Source organism: Calothrix sp. NIES-2098 (genome assembly GCF_963875125.1).
In the GTDB taxonomy this organism is placed as follows: Bacteria; Cyanobacteriota; Cyanobacteriia; order Cyanobacteriales; family Nostocaceae; genus Aulosira.
Genome location: NZ_CAWNKJ010000001.1, coordinates 2,598,635 through 2,617,312, shown reverse-complemented (window position 1 = coordinate 2,617,312; position 18,678 = coordinate 2,598,635). Strand labels below are relative to the sequence as shown.

14 protein-coding genes are annotated in these 18,678 nt (G+C 39.7%); 8 read left to right on the top strand and 6 right to left on the bottom strand.

All coding sequences use genetic code 11. The annotated features are described in order from the left end of the window. Positions 1 to 36: 36 nt before the first annotated feature. A complete protein-coding gene (locus AACU33_RS10985) occupies positions 37 to 2,526 on the bottom strand; it encodes a two-partner secretion domain-containing protein (protein ID WP_096588536.1) in 2,490 nt (829 codons plus the stop codon). 635 nt (positions 2,527 to 3,161) lie between these two features. Between AACU33_RS10985 and AACU33_RS10980 the strand changes: the two genes are divergently transcribed. The 3 genes from AACU33_RS10980 (at position 3,162) to AACU33_RS10970 (ending at position 7,404) form a co-directional block, all read left to right on the top strand. Continuing rightward, positions 3,162 to 6,146 carry a CHAT domain-containing tetratricopeptide repeat protein gene (locus AACU33_RS10980; RefSeq protein ID WP_096588535.1) on the top strand — a complete coding sequence of 995 codons (2,985 nt, stop codon included), beginning with the start codon at positions 3,162 to 3,164 and terminating at the stop codon, positions 6,144 to 6,146. Next, the gene (locus AACU33_RS10975) at positions 6,143 to 6,679 is read left to right on the top strand and encodes a hypothetical protein (RefSeq protein WP_339375922.1); all 537 of its coding nucleotides are present in this window, start codon (positions 6,143 to 6,145) and stop codon (positions 6,677 to 6,679) included. The genes AACU33_RS10980 and AACU33_RS10975 overlap by 4 nt, the downstream gene beginning before the upstream one ends. A gap of 524 nt (positions 6,680 to 7,203) precedes the next feature. Further along, the gene (locus AACU33_RS10970; protein ID WP_096588533.1) at positions 7,204 to 7,404 is read left to right on the top strand and encodes a hypothetical protein; all 201 of its coding nucleotides are present in this window, start codon (positions 7,204 to 7,206) and stop codon (positions 7,402 to 7,404) included. Between the two features lie 29 nt (positions 7,405 to 7,433). Here AACU33_RS10970 and AACU33_RS10965 read toward each other — a convergent pair whose 3' ends face one another. The 3 genes from AACU33_RS10965 to gndA all read right to left on the bottom strand — a co-directional run bounded on the left by AACU33_RS10965 (position 7,434) and on the right by gndA (position 10,031). Then, positions 7,434 to 8,189, bottom strand: coding sequence for an amino acid ABC transporter ATP-binding protein (locus tag AACU33_RS10965; RefSeq protein WP_096588532.1), 756 nt, complete (start codon positions 8,187 to 8,189; stop codon positions 7,434 to 7,436). Positions 8,190 to 8,250: 61 nt separating this feature from the next. Next, complete coding sequence (locus tag AACU33_RS10960; protein WP_339375921.1) at positions 8,251 to 8,442, bottom strand: hypothetical protein; 192 nt, start codon at positions 8,440 to 8,442, stop codon at positions 8,251 to 8,253. A 158-nt stretch (positions 8,443 to 8,600) separates the two neighbouring features. Beyond that, positions 8,601 to 10,031 (bottom strand): NADP-dependent phosphogluconate dehydrogenase, encoded by a 1,431-nt coding sequence (gene gndA, locus AACU33_RS10955; protein ID WP_096588531.1) that lies wholly within the window; start codon positions 10,029 to 10,031, stop codon positions 8,601 to 8,603. A 225-nt stretch (positions 10,032 to 10,256) separates the two neighbouring features. Here gndA and AACU33_RS10950 point away from each other — a divergent pair, with 225 nt between their 5' ends. Both AACU33_RS10950 and AACU33_RS10945 read left to right on the top strand, forming a co-directional pair. Then, positions 10,257 to 11,036 carry a Ycf66 family protein gene (locus AACU33_RS10950; RefSeq protein WP_096588530.1) on the top strand — a complete coding sequence of 260 codons (780 nt, stop codon included), beginning with the start codon at positions 10,257 to 10,259 and terminating at the stop codon, positions 11,034 to 11,036. A gap of 100 nt (positions 11,037 to 11,136) precedes the next feature. Next, positions 11,137 to 11,322, top strand: coding sequence for a DUF6887 family protein (locus AACU33_RS10945; RefSeq protein WP_096588529.1), 186 nt, complete (start codon positions 11,137 to 11,139; stop codon positions 11,320 to 11,322). A gap of 118 nt (positions 11,323 to 11,440) precedes the next feature. Here AACU33_RS10945 and AACU33_RS10940 read toward each other — a convergent pair whose 3' ends face one another. Both AACU33_RS10940 and AACU33_RS10935 read right to left on the bottom strand, forming a co-directional pair. Beyond that, positions 11,441 to 11,665, bottom strand: a complete 225-nt coding sequence (locus AACU33_RS10940) for a DUF4288 domain-containing protein (protein ID WP_339375920.1) — start codon at positions 11,663 to 11,665, stop codon at positions 11,441 to 11,443. Then, positions 11,620 to 11,832, bottom strand: a complete 213-nt coding sequence (locus AACU33_RS10935; protein WP_339375919.1) for a hypothetical protein — start codon at positions 11,830 to 11,832, stop codon at positions 11,620 to 11,622. Before AACU33_RS10935 ends, AACU33_RS10940 begins: the two co-directional genes overlap by 46 nt. A gap of 290 nt (positions 11,833 to 12,122) precedes the next feature. Between AACU33_RS10935 and AACU33_RS10930 the strand changes: the two genes are divergently transcribed. The 3 genes from AACU33_RS10930 to bchH all read left to right on the top strand — a co-directional run bounded on the left by AACU33_RS10930 (position 12,123) and on the right by bchH (position 18,626). Next, on the top strand, positions 12,123 to 12,665 hold the full coding sequence (locus AACU33_RS10930; protein WP_096588527.1) for a LemA family protein: 543 nt from the start codon (positions 12,123 to 12,125) through the stop codon (positions 12,663 to 12,665). Between the two features lie 9 nt (positions 12,666 to 12,674). Then, positions 12,675 to 14,702, top strand: coding sequence for a DUF3137 domain-containing protein (locus AACU33_RS10925; RefSeq protein ID WP_096588526.1), 2,028 nt, complete (start codon positions 12,675 to 12,677; stop codon positions 14,700 to 14,702). A 237-nt stretch (positions 14,703 to 14,939) separates the two neighbouring features. Then, on the top strand, positions 14,940 to 18,626 hold the full coding sequence (gene bchH, locus AACU33_RS10920) for a magnesium chelatase subunit H (RefSeq protein ID WP_096588525.1): 3,687 nt from the start codon (positions 14,940 to 14,942) through the stop codon (positions 18,624 to 18,626). Positions 18,627 to 18,678: the final 52 nt, after the last annotated feature.

Genomic DNA, 18,678 nt, shown 5'->3' with positions numbered 1-18,678 from the left:
GTTAGAGTTCCCGCAAAGGTATGAAAAATCACATTATTAAATTTGAGGAACAGCAGCACAGGTTAATGAAGGTTGCACCTGAGTCGGTGATTGATTGGCAACAAGCTCAATTTTGCCAAAGGCGTTGCGATGCCAAGAAGTAGCCTGTACCACAACTTGCGGTGTTGTAGGTGTTTGAGCTTGTAAAGCTGGTGTTTGATGGAATGCAGAGATGTCGCGGGTGTCAGACCAAGGGCGATCGCTCCTGACTTCCTGATTGGGATTTTGCGGTACACCACCTCTTCCTGTGGCCACAAAACTACTGCCAGTATCAGTAGCACAACCTGTAGCAATTTTTTGAGAAGGATCGGTAAAATCTCCCGGTAATTCAACTAAACCAGAATTGGGATCGACACCAATGTTGTTAATGTCTACTGTACCATTCACTCCAAACTCTGAACTGGCGGTGATATCATTTTCTGGGGTCAGTTGCGAACGGTATTCTAAACCAATAATTCCCTGAGTGATGATATTAATATTACCGCCTTTACCTCGAACAGCATTAGCAGTGATATCGCTGTTTTCTAAGCCGACAATTATGGGTGCATTAATGTTGATATTACCACCATTACCCGTACTGCCTGCGGTGGTTGTAATTTTACTGCGATCGCGCATCAGTACCACATCTCCTACTTGCAAGGTGATATCACCACCATTACCTGATTCTGTTTGCGCCTGAATTAAAGCTTGATTTTTCAATTGGATTTGATCGGCGGTAATTTGCAGATTTCCTGCGTTCCCAGTACCTTGACTAGTAACTGTTACTGTTCCACTATCTGTGAGTGTGAGTTTGGGTGTAGTAATAGTGACACTACCTGCATTTGCAGTGAGGATATCTGGCAAACCAAACAATTGACGTAATTGCGGACTTAGACGCACAGCAGAAGAATTGATATTACTGTTATTATTGCTACTGCTACCACTAATAGCGATCGCATCACTAGCATTGATTTGGACATTACCGCCATTACCGACAAAGAAAGCAGATGAACCAATTGTTCCGCCATTTAATATTTGCAAAGTTCCAGTATCTAATCGCAAATCTTTGGCATTTCCATTGGCAAAGGTAGTTATACTAATATTGCTATACAGCCCAGAAGGATTTTCACCCATAACGGTGGTATTTTGATTGTGAATGCTCAACTTACCACTGGAGCCACTACCAAATGTCGCCGATGATAATGAAGCTCCTCCAGAGATTAGTAAATTATTTCCATTAACCAAGATATCTCCAGCCGCGCCTTTTCCATAGGTGCTAGTGGTAATGGTTGTTACGCCAGTGGGATTGAGGGGTGAAAAACCGGATAACTCTATATTTGCTGCTTGAATCTGGATGTTACCACCGTTAGCAGTTCCATAAGTTACAGTATTTATTCCTGAACCTTCTTGGAGTGTCAACTGGGGAGTGACGATATTAATATTGGCACTAGATCCGGTTCCCAAGGCATCCACACGAATCCCACTGCGAATTTTAGCATCGGGCGTGCTATCAATAAGTGCGATCGCTTCTGAAGCCTGCAAATTAATATTTCCACTAGGAAGATTGCCGTAATTCTGGGATAAAATCAACGAACCATCAGTAAAATCTATATTTCTTCCCTGGAGTTGAACTGCACCAGAGTTAAAACCACTAACATCTAATAGTGACTTTTGCGCCAGTTGAATATCACCAAAACTTTGCCCCTGCTCATACTCCAATTGATAACCCTGAGTAGTCGGTACTAAACTAACTAATCCTGCACCTCCCAAACTACCTAATTCTATTTGACCCCTTTCCGCACTCAGAGTAGCACCATTCAAAGTGATATTTCCACCTACCAATGCTAAGGTTTTTCCTGACTGTACTTGTAATTTTGTGGAGCTAGGATTGCGAATTACAGGAGAAAATGAGCTAGTCCGATCTAAGGCATATCCTGTACCTTGGACTTGTATCGGTGAGAGATGATTACCCATTTGCAATCCAATTGGTACACTCATTGTTAATAAAGGTTTAGCGGCAGGATTTACAGCACTAAATTCTGTCCCATCAGCAAACTTAATACTACTCGCCGTCGTCCCGACGAACGAACCGCCAATATTCAGGCTGGCATTTGCCCCGAATACAATACCATTGGGATTCATCAAAAATAAACTTACGGGGTTATTGCTATTAAGAGTACGAATCAACCCATCAATATTAGAAACATTACTGCCTGTCACGCGACTAAATATGGTTGTAATATTGGGCGTGTTGGTTAAATCAAAGGTTGCCGAACTACCTGTGGGTACTGAAAAATTACTGAAGCTATGAAATAAATTATTTCCTTTATCAATACCATTGAGAATGGTAAAATCATTTCCATTAATGCTGACACTGGTGTTAGTCGTCTCATCCGATGTCACCTGAGCTAAGGCTGGTGATGATATGCCTGAAGTAAAAAATCCAGTAGTCAATGCTGCTAACAACAATTGAAACCAGAGGTTTGATTGTTTGTGAGAAATTCTCATCACCAATACCTTGATTTATTGAACTCGTTGAAGTTAGAGTTCCCGTAAAATTACAAACAATAACTTAGTTAAATTGTTAAATTTTATGTAACAATCTGCATACCCTTTCGAGTAATACACCTTGATTGGGATAACAATTGCAAGGTTGCGTTGTCCAGATTTGGGTTTAAAAAATGGGGATTTATCGATGCTGTCCCAACGATTTAGATTAACCTCAACTCGTTTGTTGTCAACGAGATCGCCTTCTCTATGGATGAGTACTCGTTAATAAACAACTCGATCTGGTTGGTTACAAATGCGATCGAGTTCTCTATGGATGAGTACTCGTTAATAAACAACCCGATCTGGTTGGTTACAAATGCGATCGAGTTCTCTATGGATGAGTACTCGTTAATAAACAACTCGATCTGGTTGGTTACAAATGCGATCGAGTTCTCTATGGATGAGTACTCGTTGGTAATGAATGCTGATTGAGTGTAGACGCAGTTTGCCTAAAACTGTAAGTATTACCTTTTTTAGAGAATTGGTATGAAGTCTTGACTGCGAAAGTTTTATGTCGTTTTGCGAAATCTCAAGTTACTGAGGAGTATAAATAATAGCAAGTAGTTAAATATACACTTGCTGGAGGATTTGTAATGGGCGATCGCCTAAAATATTTCTCATTGGTAGCTGTCATACTTCCCCTGCTGTGCTTATCTCCCTTACCCACCATACCCTCTTCTCTAACAGCACAAGCGCAAACGCCGCAAGATCGCACAGATGAGGCTGAACGAATTTATAATTTAGGTCGGCAAAAATTCGATGGCGCAGAGTATCCTGAAGCTTTAAAATTTTACGAGCAAGCTTTAGTCATTCTCAGAGAAATTAAATATCGTCAAGGTGAAGCGGTAATTTTGAATGAGATGAGCGCTGTTTACCGCAAATTAGGACAATATCCCAAAGCTATTGAAATTTTGGAACAAGCTTTAGTTATTATCAAACAAACAGGCGATCGCGCTGGTGAAGGCGCAATGATTAATAATATTGGCTTGGTTTATCGTTATTTAGGGCAATATGACAAGGCATTAGAGTATTTTCAGCAAGCCTTAGCCATTACTAAAGAAGTTGGCAAAAAACCACAGCTAGCATCAATCCTCAGCAATATCGGCTCAATCTACGATAGGTGGGGAAAGTATGCTCAAGCATTGGAGTTATTTCAGCAAGCTTTAGCCATTAATCAAGAAATAGGCGATCAACCCAGGCAAGCAAACGTTTTCAACGATATAGGTTCGGTTTACCAAAGCTTAGGAGACTACACCAAAGCATTGCAATTTTTTCAGCAAGCCTACGCCATTGACAAAGAACTTGGTTATAAAGCCGAACAAGGAATCAATCTTAACAACATCGGCTTAGTCTATCAAAACTTGGCACAGTATCCCAAAGCCTTAGAATTTTATCAACAAGCTTTAGCTATTAGTAAACAAACTGGTGATATTGCACTGCAATCAACAACTCTCAATAATATAGGGTTAATTTATAATAATTTGGCAGAGTACACCAAAGCATTAGATTATTATCAGCAATCTTTAGCTATCGATAAACAAATTGGTAATCAAGCTGGACAGGGAGTAATTCTTAATAATATTGGAGCTGTCTATCGCGACTTAGGACAGTATGCACAATCATTAGAATTCCTTCAGCAAGCTTTAGCGATTCGCAAACAAATTGGTGACAAAGCCGGAGAAGGTACAAATATTGGCAATATTGGGGAAATTTACCGGAACTTAGGACAGTATCCCCAAGCACTGCAACAGTATCAACAAGCTTTAGTAATTCAACAGCAAATTGGCGATAAAGCCGGAGAAGCAACAACTCGCAATAATATTGGCGAAACTTATCGCGAATTAAAAGAGTATGACAAAGCCTTAGAATACCTTCAGCCAGCTTTAGCACTACGCAAACAAATTGGCGATAAAGAAGGAGAAGGACAGACTCTCAACAATATTGGAGAACTTTACCGCAATTTAGAAAAGTACGATCGCGCTTTGGAGTATTTTCAGCAATCTTTAGCGATTAATCAACAAATTGGCGATAAAGCTGCGGAAGCAGGAAATGTCAATAATATTGGCGAAGTTTACCGCAACTTAGAGCAATATGCTAAAGCTTTAGACTACTTTCAACAAGCTTTAGCCATTGTCAGAAAAATTGGCGACAAGGTAGGAGAAGCAAAAACTCTCAACAATATTGGATTAATTTACAATTATCAAAGTCAATATCCGGAAGCAGAAAAAACTCTGTTTGCGGCTGTAGAAATTTGGGAATCTTTACGACCGGGATTAACTGATGCGCAGAAAATCTCACTGTTTGAAAACCAGACAATTACCTATCGTTCGCTCCAACAAAGTTTAGTTAATCAGAATAAGATTAATTCTGCACTAGAAGTAGCAGATCGCGCTAGAGCCAGAGCTTTTGTTGAGTTATTAGCTTCCAAGCAATTAGAGAAGCCAAATGCTCAATTAAATATCAAACCTTTAAAACTTCCAGAAATTCAAAATATTGCCAAACAAGAAAATGCCACGCTTGTACAATACTCAACTTTAGAGGACAAATTCCTTTACATTTGGGTAGTCAAACCTACAGGCGAAATTTCTTTTGCGCAAGTTAACCTGTACAATTCTCTGAAATCTCCTCTACAAAACCTTGTGCTTAATAGCCGCAGAGGAATCGGTGCAAGAGGTAGAGGTGTTTCTAGTGAATCTACATCTGTTGATAAACAAAATCAAGGTCAGCAAAAGTCACAATTAAATAAACTATATGACATTCTAATTCAACCAATCGCTCAATATCTTCCTACAGATCCTAAAGCTCATATTGTTTTTATCCCCCAAGAATCGTTGTTTCTCGTACCTTTCCCCGCATTACAAGACGACCAAGGGAAATATTTAATCGAAAAACATACTATCTTGACTGCACCAGCAATTCAAGTTTTGGATCTCACCCGCAAACACAGACAAAACTCTAACCAGTCTTTCAAAGATGTGTTGGTAGTTGGTAATCCTACCATGCCCAAGCTACCGATTGGCAACGAACAATTACCACCTTTACCGGGTGCGGAAGAAGAAGCAATTAAAATTGCAGAGTTATTGAAAACACCAGCAATTATCGGTAACAAAGCCACTGAGACAGCGATGGTAGAAAAGATGAAGCAAGCTAACATTATTCACTTTGCTACCCACGGCTTACTAGATGATTTTAAAGGTTTGGGCGTACCGGGTGCGATCGCGCTTGCGCCTGGAGGTAAAAATGACGGTTTGCTAACATCTAGCGAAATTCTGGACATGAAACTCAAAGCCGAACTAGTTGTACTCAGTGCTTGTAATACTGGAGGTGGTAATATTACAGGCGATGGTGTGATTGGCTTATCACGCTCTCTGATTACCGCCGGAGCTAAGAGTGTGATTGTTTCCCTTTGGTCTGTACCCGACAATTCCACCGCATTGTTGATGACTGAGTTTTATCGCCAACTTCAACATAATTCTGATAAAGCAGCAGCGCTACGACAAGCAATGCTAACTACAAGACAACAGTATAGCAATCCTGTTGACTGGGCTGCATTTACTCTCATCGGTGAAGCAGAGTGAACTCTAAAAAATATTACAGAAAAAATCACATGAAACGCATTATTAAATTAATTACTTTTGCTGTCGCTAGCGTTGCAATATCCATGCAAATCGTATCTGCTCAAACGAATACTAAACCAGCAGCCGATCCGCGCATCAAAGACGCACTCGATAAAATAGGTGCTAAATATGAAATAATTGCTGATGGTGATTTTAAATTATTAGTAGAGACAGAAAACAAAAGAAGCCAAGTAGTATTTATTGAATCGAAAACTGAGAAAATTGGTAATTTAGAAATTCGCTATATCTCTTCTCCAGGGTATATATCCAAGGGGCCATTTTCAGCAGAGATTGCCAATAAATTATTACAAAATAGCGGTCTGAATAAAATAGCTGCTTGGCAATTGTTTACAAAAGACCAGACTTATATGGCTATATTTACAGCCAAAATCACAGTTAATAGCGATCCTGAAACTATTAAAAATACTCTGTTGGCTGTGGGATATGGTGCGGATGCTATGGAACAGGAATTAACAGGTAAGGATGAGTTGTAGTTAAAGAAGAAAAATTAATGATATAGAATTGAGCGATCGCTATTTATGGTTCAATAACCAGATTTCTACAGAGATGGTTTTTCGCAGTTTATACAATACCATTTTTCTCCAGCTGTTCTCTGTGGTAATGCTAGTGAGGTTTTGACCTATCTTGTGGAACATCACCAGGACTAAGTTTCATCCAGAGATTGACGCCTAGACTCAACAAATCCCCACCGTATCCAGGTTTTAGTAGACATTTTCCACCCTACTTATTTTGTAAAACTACAGTTTGACGGTGAAATGAGCTTTGATTCTCACAATTTAGATAGGATTGCTATAGTGTAATCCCTTAAATTAATCATCTTGTTGATGCATTTATTAGGGGGTTACACCCATAATTTTATTTAGCTCTAATTACAGTGCGATCGCTAATAATTTTGGGATTATTATTTACGGCTAAAGTATAATGTCCAAGTTAGAATATGATTGTTTATCAACTTTAAGAATAATTTTTTAGCAATAATAAACTCTAAATGTAGCGCGTGAATTATCAAGGAAATCTACATATATATGCTCCATCAATTACTTCCCTTGAAGAACGGGACTGGAAAGTGATGACCGAACTATTCGATCGGGAAGACAGTGATGAAATTGAAGCCGATATCAACAGCAGTCTGATGTTGATGATCCCTGAACCATGTTGGGGAGACGATCCTTTTGAGTTTTTGCGCGAATATCTTTAAGAATTCAACTCTCACAGCTTTGGGGATGTTTAAACAGCCTTCAGGCGACTGAGGAAAGTACGCAGGCGATCGCTTTGGGGATGGGTCAGAACTTCATGCGCTACACCTTGTTCTACCACCAGACCTTGGTCGAGGAAGATTACCCGGTGTGCGACTTCTCGTGCAAATTGCATTTCATGGGTGACAACTACCATTGTCATTCCCTCCGCCGCTAATTGCTGCATGACTTGCAGAACTTCGCCAACCAGTTCTGGGTCTAAAGCGCTGGTGGGTTCATCAAATAGCATAATCTGCGGATTCATACATAAACTGCGAGCGATCGCTACCCGTTGTTTTTGTCCTCCTGAAAGTTGTTCGGGATAAGCAGAAGCTTTATCAAAAAGACCCACTTTTTCGAGATACAATCCTGCCAATTGGGCACTTTCTTTCGGTGTTTTTCCCAATACTTTACGCGGAGCCAGCGTTAGATTTTCTAGCACGCTGAGATGGGGAAATAAATTGAATTGCTGAAAAACCATCCCTACTTGTGTTCTAAGTTGTCGCAGTTGACTATAGTTGATAGTAGGCTGGGATATATCGATACCATTGACTACTAAACGCCCATAATTAATGCTTTCTAAACGGTTAAAGCATCTTAGTAAAGTGCTTTTACCACAGCCAGAAGAGCCAATCACTGCAACAACTTCTCCCCGGTTGATTTCACCAGTAATTCCTTTGAGGACTTTCAGGGAGCCAAAGCTTTTTTCGATATTGTCAAAAATAATCGCGGGGATAGAATTGTTCATTGTCAGTATTAACTATTCTCAACTTGATTGTAATAGTATCTGTAGGGTGGGCAATGCCCTGTCAAGGTGAGTTTTTTGCTTGGGCTAAAAGACGTGCAGTTGAGACATGTCGGTGGCGCGGGTCTACTCTCTCCATTAAGCCTCGCACTATTACACTCATTGGACTTGCTTGCACAAATCGCGAGATTGCATCCAACATTTCCTCTTCCTCTATGATTTTTTGAGTTGGCGATCGCCTATTCCAATTCTTCATCAATACACCTTGACAGGGCTACCATTGCCCACCCTACAAATACTACTAATTTGTAAACTGTGGAATAATATTTGTTTCTTTATGATTATGAAAAAAAGTGACTCTAGATATTAGAGTCACTTAAAAATAATCTAAGAATTTAGAAAGGTGAAAGTTGATTACTTCCCAGCTTCAGCAATGGGAACCCATTCGGTATGGAAACTTCCAGGCTTATCAATACGCAGGTATGTATGCGCGCCGAAGTAGTCGCGTTGTGCTTGAGTCAAGTTTTGTGGCAAGCGATCGCGGCGATAGCTGTCAAAATAATCTAAAGATGCGCTAAATGCTGGCACTGGAATACCCAGTTTTGCAGCTGTCATGATTACTTCGCGCCAAGCTGCTTGTCTATCGAGAATTGTTTGCTTAAATTCTGGGGCTAACAGCAAGTTAGGCAATGCTGGATTTTCGTTAAAAGCCTTCTTAATCTTATTCAAGAAGCCAGCGCGAATAATACAGCCACCTTTCCAAATCCGCGCCATTTCGCTCAGATTCAAGTTCCAATTATATGTTTTTGAAGCTGTAGATAGCAGCGCCATCCCTTGAGCGTAAGAACAGATTTTTGAGCAATACAGGGCATCTCTGACTTTATTTACAAAGTCCTTAACTTGCCCATCATACTTGCCACTAGGCCCTGTCAAAATTTTGGATGCAGCTACCCGTTCGTCCTTAATTGAAGAGATAATCCGGGCATTAACTGCGGCGGTGATGGTGGGAATAGAAACTCCCAATTCTAATGCAGTCTGTACAGTCCAGCGTCCGGTTCCCTTTTGACCTGCTGCGTCAACAATTAAATCGACTAGAGGCAAATTTGTCTCTGGGTCAATGTAGGGGAAAATATTAGACGTAATCTCAATCAAAAATGAATTGAGTTCGTCAGTGGTGTTCCATTCACTGAACACTTCGTGCAACTGATTGTGGTCAAGTCCAGCGGCATTTTTCAGCAAATCGTAGGCTTCAGCAATTAGCTGCATATCACCATACTCAATGCCGTTGTGTACCATTTTGACGTAGTGACCGGAACCACCAGGGCCAATGTAAGTTACACAAGGGCCGTCATCGACTTGGGCAGCAATTTTGTTAAAAATTGGTGACAAATACTCGTAAGAGCTTTTTGTACCACCAGGCATTAGTGAGGGGCCATTGAGTGCGCCTTCTTCGCCACCACTCACACCCATACCGATATATCGAAATCCAGCAGGCTCTAATTCTTGGGTGCGTCGTTCTGTATCTTCAAACCAAGAGTTGCCACCGTCGATAATAATATCGCCTTCATCTAGCAATGGTCTGAGTTGAGCGATTACCGCATCTACTGGCTTACCAGCTTGCACCATCACCAAGATTTTGCGGGGACGTTCTAGTGCAGCGACGAATTCTTCCAAGGTAAAGGCGGCTTTGACATTCCGCCCTGGCGCACGTTGCGCCATAAAGGCATCGGTTTTTTCTCTGGAACGGTTATAAACTGCAATTGGGAAGCCATTACGCTCGACGTTTAGAGCGATATTTTCGCCCATAACGGCTAAACCAATCACACCAAAGCTTTGTAGTGTCATAAACTATGTTTGGCTAACTCTTGCAGATCCTTTTATCTTTAAGGGTAGTCCGAGATTTTCGCTTCTCTCCTAAAGAAGACATTAAGAAAGAGTTAATCTAGGGCGCAAAGATACACAGCTAACATAGATAATTAGTTTTAATTTGTATCTAAATCAACAATTTCCTTGCAAAATTTGCAAAAGTGAAATACTTAGTCAAAGGACACAGTAAGGAGTAACCAAATAATGCTGGCATATGTCCTAGCTTTGGCGGTGGGTCTTGGTAGTTTAGCCATTTATCTAGCAGCTTTCTTCTTCCCAGAAATCCATCGCAAGAATGATTTTATCTGGAGTGGTGTAGGGCTTTTTTATGCTTTGATGTTATGGGTTTTTGCACAACGCATTAATGGCGGTCTTTTGCTGGGTCATGTAGCTAGTGTTGCTCTTTTGGGTTGGTTTGGCTGGCAAACTTTCTCATTACGTCGGCAGGTTACACCAAAGGCACAACAAACACCAGTTCCCAGTTCAGATGCTGTAAAAACTTCAATTCAGCAACAGGTTACTAAGTTGTCTTTACCAGAACGGCTGGCTCAGTTGCAGCAGGGTATTGGTAATACCTTTAGTGGTGTAAAAGGTAAATTCCAAAAAACTCCTAAACAAGCACCTGCAACATCCAAAACAAAAGCTTCGTCTCTGGTGGAAATTATCGACAACACTGCGGCTACAACAGAAACCGCAGTAGAAGAAGCAGTCACCATCGCTGATACCGAGTCTCCAACTGTCATCTCAGAACAACCGACCGATGAGGTAGTCACCACTACTGACACGGAAGCAACAACTGAGAGTATCCCAGAAGTCATTCCACCAAATCCCCCATCTCCGGAGTTGGTGGAAGCAGCACAAGCACATTCTGAGACTGAGAATAAAGAACCAATTCCTGTCGAGGAAATCGCGCCGGATGCGGTACTTGCTCCCCCAGCGGAAGCACCACCAGAACAAATACCACCTAATAATCAGCCTAGCTGAATTGAGGCAAACCATACTTAGTAGGGGCACGGCATCCATAATATTCTGGTAAATACAATAACTTACTAGTGCCGTGCCCCTATAATGAGGTGACATTTCCATGACTAACCCTGATTATCAAGCAATGTCAGATGATGAATTAAGAGATTGGGTCAGGTATCACCCGCAGGACACCGAAGCATTTCATATTTTAATGGACAGGTTAGACCAGTGGCCAAAGGTCATTGCTCGCACTGATGAGGAATTTGAAATTGAATTACAACGGCGTATTAGCCAAGCTAGTTGATAGATTGAGGTTTATTGCAAAAAAAGAAGCTTCGATTCAAGGTTTTACAGCAGATTATCTTAAGGGCACAACACTGTTGTGCCCTTACTTACTCTTGAGATAATAATGGCTTAAACAATCAATAAGCGTCATAATTGCGAAAATGTCGAGTATATAAATCAACAACATCCTCAGATGAATCAATGTCATCATACAAAACTGAATTAACATCTATCACTTGCTGCAAAGACCAAGTAATAGTTTCTCCATTCTCATTTGTATAGCTGACGCTTTCATTTTTTCCATAATCCACAGCTTTTACTTTTGCCTCTTCTGACGAACCCAACGCCACAACCGCCGCCACCACCCCCAAAACCCACGCCGAGAAATTACAGGCGCTTGTGGTTGCGAAAGACGCTCCATTCTATCATTGCAATTTTGCACTTTAGCATCAAGTTCCATTGTCTGATACAGTTTGCGGGCATTGCGATTAGCACCCAGCGCGTCATATTCTCGATTGAAGTTTTCCAAAGACAAACCCAAATTAAACCCAGCGATCGCTTATATTGAAGGGTCTAACCCTCTATTCACCAGATGCGTCCCTTAGTAGAGGGAAGAGCAAAGAATTTGAGACGCAAAATCTCCAACTTCTTTGAGAAATTAGGAAGATAAATTTGGCAATTTTAAGAACCAACATTATAGACCTTATTTATACCGAATTAATTTTACTAATTTAAAATATTGTTCAGAAAATATACCATGTTTTATTGAACAAATCATTGTTAACATAATTCAATAATATTGAAATTAAACAAATAAGAATGTTTGTTTATCTAATAAGTGCGTTATTTTTATTGTTGATTATATTTATTTCCTTGTATAACAAATTAATCTATAAGAAAAACCAAGTCGATAACGCCTTTGCTACGATTGATGTGCTTCTACAAAAAAGATGTGACTTGATTCCTAGTTTAGTAGCTGTAGCTCAAATATATGTGCAGTTTGAGCAGAGAGTATTAACAGAAATTAGTAGACTTAGAACTATAGCAAATTCTCAAAAGCTAAGTGGAAATAGCCGAGTTATTGTAGAAGAGCAAATTACTCAAGTTCTAAACAAGATTCTGATAGCAGTGGAGGCTTACCCAGAATTAAAAGCAAATCAACATTTTCTGCAATTGCAATATTCATTGAATGAAGTAGAAGAACAAATTTCTGCGGCTAGACGATTTTATAATACTGCTGTCACTGAATATAATACTGCTGTAGAAATGTTTCCTACTAATTTAATAGCTTGGGGGATGAAGTATAAATTAAAAGTACACTTTCAAGCTACTTTAGAAACTAAAAGTAATTTTAAAATTTAATTTTAAAATATGCCAAAATTGACAAATGAAAAAATAAAAGAAATATTGAGCGCAATAATTAATTTGTTGAATTATCAAAATTATAATTTAGCATTGAAATTACTGGAAAATCTTCTCCAAAATGTCGAACCAAATACAAAGGAATATTTATATGCACAGGTATTACTATTAGATGCATATCATTGCACTGGTATGTCTCAACAAGCGATGAACTTATGCCAAGAATTAAGCAATAGTGAATATCACATAACACGAGTATTAGCACAATACTATCTTGGACAGATATCTCCAGAGACTAACTTAACTGAGGAAGAATCTTCTGTCAATCTTTCAAAAGATTTGCTCACTACTGCACAGGCTGCTGAATTAATAACCGCTGGGTATCAAGCCTTAACTCAAAAACAATATACAGAAGCGATCGCAAAATTAGAGAAATTCTGCCAAGGTGCTGACCCAAATACTAAACAATATTTACAAGCACATAAATGGCTAGTAAAAGCTTATCAAGAAAATGGACAAATAGATCGGGCGATCGCTCTTTGTCAGCCATTGCTAATTCATCAGTATGAAGCAATCAGAAAATGGGCTAGACATCTGTTATATACAAAACTATTCATACATAATTTTACACCTCCAGTATTAACACTCAATACTGAAGAAGCAATATTCCCAGCCAAGCTAGAAGTTTCAGATTTACCAGAAGCATCAGAAATTGATACTTTTACACCAAAAACACTCAAAGAATTTAAAACATTTTGTCAAACAACTCTTGTCGATGAATTAAAAACCTTAGAATCTCTAAGAAAACAAGTTTTATACTCTGTAATTGTCTCTCAGATAATTGCTCTATTTCTGGGATTTGCGCTCATCAAGGCTTTCCCAATTATTTTAACTGATCTTAAATTTACGCCGGACAGTCATTTAGGTTTTTGGTTTTTTAACATCGGCTCTCTACATATTGTTATACCATTTCTTTTTATTATTGTATTAGCCCATTACTTATTAATTTTTTTATTTATATTTTGGCTTTGGATATTATTTTATAATTCAGCTTTTGAAACCTTTTCTCATGGCTTAAAATCTAAAATAAATGAAAAAATATTTACTTTTTTTAATGAAAATAAAAATCTAAAATATATTAATACATTATCTTCAGAAAATATCAGCAAGAGCTTTAATTATTTTCAACATAGTCAATTATTCCAAGGATTGCTAAAACCAAACAAGATTATCCAAGATGATTATATTGAAGGTGAAGTTAACGGTGTGAATATTTGGTTTTCTAATATTCACGCCGAATTGCAACTCAAGCATTATTGGACTCACCCTTTAGATATAACATTTTTCATGAGTAACAATGATGCCACAATAATTGACGTTAATTCATTTAGAAATTTTTTATTTTCTATTTTACGCATTTTATATTTTTTTACGTTTCTCTTACCATTTACCTTTTATATAGGTTTTCTATTATTTAGATTTTTTAAGTTATCTCCCTATCTATTTAATAATATTTTGCAAGGTAAAAATATTGACTATAAAAAATTTGAATCAGAAATTTTAAGAAATGAAGTTACTCGGACAAATGTAGTATTTAAGGGAATATTTTTCAAAGCGAAATTTAACAAGAATGTCAAAACGGCAACAATTGTGCAGCCAAAATCAATTAGTCTCAATATTCATGCGCTTAATCATGGCACAAAGCAGTTAATTAAACTAGAAGACCCAGAATTTGCAAGACTATTCACTGTTTATGCTGATGACCAAGTAGAAGCACGTTATGTTTTATCAACTAGTTTAATGGAAAAAATAATAAAGTTTCGTCAGAAGACAAATAGAAATATTTATTTGTCTTTTGTAGACGATATGATTTATATCGCTATTGAACAGCTAGTAGATAATGAAATATTTGAACCCAACCTCTACAAGAGTACCTTAAGATTCGCTCCGCTTCAGGAATATTTTGAAAACATGAATTTGGTATTGGGAATTGTAGAGGATTTAAATCTGCATACACGCATTTGGCATCCAAGATAGACATAATTTTGCAATTCTAAAATTATGAAGTTGTCAGTGCTGAGTATTATTTGACACAAATGCCTAAAGAATTGAAGGAAGTGGCGAATAGAGAGTAAGAATTCCGCATGACAAGTCAGCAATTTTCAGGACGCAGGTGTGTTAAAGGTAAAACATGAGAATAAATTCTGCGTCTACAGTTTTAGCTGGAAAGGGGATTTAAGATCGAGATAAAGATATATTGTGTAGCTTACGGGCATGAAACGCATCGTCTTGATTGCTGGGTTTGAATCCTTTAACGCTGACTTGTATAGAAAAGCAGCCTTTGTCGCTAACTCTCGCTGTCCTGAGTTAGATATTTGCGTGTTTAGCGATCGCGATATTACCACCAAGCGCCAGGAAGTAGAAGCAGCACTCCAAGACGCTGATGTCTTTTTTGGCAGCTTGCTATTTGATTATGACCAGATTTTGTGGTTGCGCGATCGCATCTCCCAAATTCCCATCCGGCTAGCGTTCGAGTCGGCTTTAGAATTGATGAGTTTAACCAAGCTGGGCGATTTTGCCATTGGCGATAAACCCAAAGGTATGCCTAAGCCTGTTAAATTTATTCTGGATAAATTTAGTAACGGTAGAGAAGAAGACAAACTCGCTGGTTATATTAGCTTTTTAAAGGTAGGGCCGAAACTACTCAAATATATACCAGTGCAGAAAGTCCAAGATTTACGCAACTGGCTAATTATCTATGGTTATTGGAATGCTGGCGGGCCAGAAAATGTTGCTTCTCTATTCTGGACGCTGGCGGAAAAATATTTAGGGTTAAAAGTTGGCGATATTCCTGCACCTGTGGAAACCCCGAATATGGGGCTATTGCATCCAAATTATCAAGGGTATTTTGAATCGCCAAAAGCATATTTGGAATGGTATCAGCAGAAATTCAACTTGCAAAATCCAGTTGTGGGAATTCTGCTTTATCGCAAACACGTTATTACCAAACAGCAATATATTCCCCAACTAATTCGTCGTTTTGAAGCAGCTGAGTTAATTCCTTTACCGATTTTTATTAATGGTGTGGAAGGACACGTGGCAGTAAGAGATTGGATGACAACTGACTACGAACTTCAACAAAGACAAGTTGGCAATATTGAAACTCCCTCCCTTTCACAAGAAGCAGTGAAGGTAGATGCTGTAGTTTCTACAATTGGTTTTCCTTTAGTTGGCGGCCCGGCTGGTTCAATGGAAGCTGGGCGACAGGTAGAGGTAGCAAAACGCATTCTGACAGCTAAAAATGTCCCTTATTTTGTTGCTGCACCGTTATTAATTCAAGATATTTATTCTTGGACGCGCCAAGGTATCGGCGGGTTGCAAAGTGTTGTGTTGTATGCTTTACCAGAACTCGATGGGGCGATTGATACTGTTCCCCTTGGTGGTTTGGTGGGTGAAGATATTTATTTAGTTCCCGAACGGGTACAGCGATTAATTGGCAGGGTAAAAAGTTGGATTAATTTGCGACAAAAACCTGCATCAGAACGCAAGATTGCCATTATTTTATATGGGTTTCCTCCTGGTTATGGTGCAGTGGGAACAGCAGCTTTATTAAATGTGCCGCGTAGTCTTTTGAAGTTGTTGCAAGCGCTGAAAGAACAAGGCTACAACGTAGGAGATTTACCGGAGGATGGGGAAGAGTTAATTCGCTGGGTGAAGGAAGCGGATGAAGAGATAAAAACCGCCGATGAACGCGGATTAACGCAGATGGATATCGGCGTGCATCGGCGTTCATCGGCGGTTAATACTGTGAATGTTCGGGAGTTAGAAAAATGGTTAGGATATCTCCGCACTTCTCGCATTGAAAAACAATGGAAATCTCTCACGGGAACGGGGATTAAAACTTATGGTGATGAGTTTCAAATTGGGGGCGTACAGTTAGGAAATATTTGGATAGGTGTACAACCGCCTTTGGGTTTACAAGGCGATCCGATGCGGTTAATGTTTGAACGAGATTTAACTCCTCATCCGCAATATGCTGCTTTTTATAAATGGGTACAAAATGAGTTAGCAGCTGATGCTGTGGTTCATTTTGGTATGCATGGTACTGTGGAGTGGTTGCCTGGTTCACCGTTGGGTAATACTGGTTATTCTTGGTCGGATATTTTGTTAGGAGATTTGCCTAATCTATATATATATGCGGCGAATAATCCTTCGGAATCTATTTTGGCGAAGCGTCGCGGTTATGGGGTGTTAATTTCCCATAACGTCCCGCCTTATGGTCGTGCTGGTTTGTATAAGGAGTTGTTGGCGTTAAGGGATTTAATTTCTGAGTATCGGGAAGATCCGCAAAAGAATTATGCGCTGAAGGAAGCGATTTGTCGGAAAATTGTGGACACTGGTTTGGATGCAGATTGTCCGTTGGCAGATGCGAAGAAGTTGGGAATTCCTTTTAGTTATGAAAATGTGCGGATGTTTAGCGCCCATGTTTTTGATGACTATTTGGTGAAGTTGTACGAGTATTTGCAAGTTCTAGAAAGTCGGTTATTTTCTTCTGGGTTGCATACTTTGGGGGAGGAACCGAATGAGGAAAAAATGGCGGGGTATTTGGAGGCTTATTTTGGGGACGAACCGCGAAGGCGCGAAGGTCGCGAAGGAGAAGAAATAAGAGATTTGTTGATGCAATCTACGGAGGAGTTGACGAATCTATTAAGGGGTTTGAATGGGGAGTATATTCTGCCTGCGCCTGGTGGTGATTTGTTGCGGGATGGGCCGGGGGTTTTACCTACGGGTAGGAATATTCATGCTTTAGATCCTTATAGAATGCCTTCACCTGCTGCTTATGAAAGAGGTAGGGAAATTGCTCAAAAAATTATCGCCCAGCATTTACAAGAACATCGCAAGTATCCGGAGACTGTGGCGGTGATGTTATGGGGTTTGGATGCGATTAAAACTAAGGGTGAATCGTTGGGGATTCTATTAGAATTAGTCGGTGCTGAACCTGTGAAGGAAGGAACGGGGAGAATTGTTCGTTATGAGTTGAAACCTTTGGCTGAGGTGGGACATCCCCGGATTGATGTGTTAGGAAATCTTTCGGGAATTTTCCGCGATAGTTTTGTGAATATCATCGAATTATTAGATGATTTGTTTCAACGGGCTGCTGATGCTGAGGAACCGGAAGAGGAGAATTTTATTAGAAAACACGCTTTGGCTTTAAAAGCGCAAGGAGTGGAGAATACATCTGCAAGGTTGTTTTCTAACCCAGCGGGAGATTTTGGTTCTTTGGTGAATGACCAAGTTGTGGATGGTAATTGGGAATCTGGGGATGAGTTAGGTAATACTTGGCAAAGTCGCAATGTTTTCAGCTATGGGAGACAGGATAAGGGACAGGCTAGACCTGAGGTGTTGAATACTTTGTTGAAAACAAGCGATCGCATTGTTCAAGAAATTGATTCGGTAGAATATGGCATTACCGATATTCAAGAATATTACGCTAATACTGGTGGTTTGAAGAAGGCCGCAGAAAAACAACGCGGTAAGAAAATTACAACTAGTTTTGTGGAAAGTTTCTCGAAAGATACTACACCCCGCAACTTAGATGATTTGCTGCGAATGGAATACCGCACGAAGTTAGTAAATCCCAAATGGGCGCAAGCAATGGCTAATCAAGGTTCTGGTGGTGCTTTTGAAATATCCCAACGGATGACGGCGTTAATTGGTTGGGGCGGTACTGCGGATTTTACTGATGATTGGGTATATGACCAAGCAGCGGATACTTACGCCTTAGATGCAGAGATGGCGGAAAAATTACGCAAAGCTAACCCAGAAGCATTCCGCAATATAGTCGGGAGGATGTTAGAAGCGCATGGGCGGGGTTTCTGGCAAGCGGATAAAGATAAGTTAGATAAGTTACGGCAATTGTACGATCTAACGGATGAAGAGTTGGAAGGCGTGACAGTTTAAGATTTCGCTTGCCAAAATGGCAATTGTTGTCTCAACAGCTATTTTGGCAACT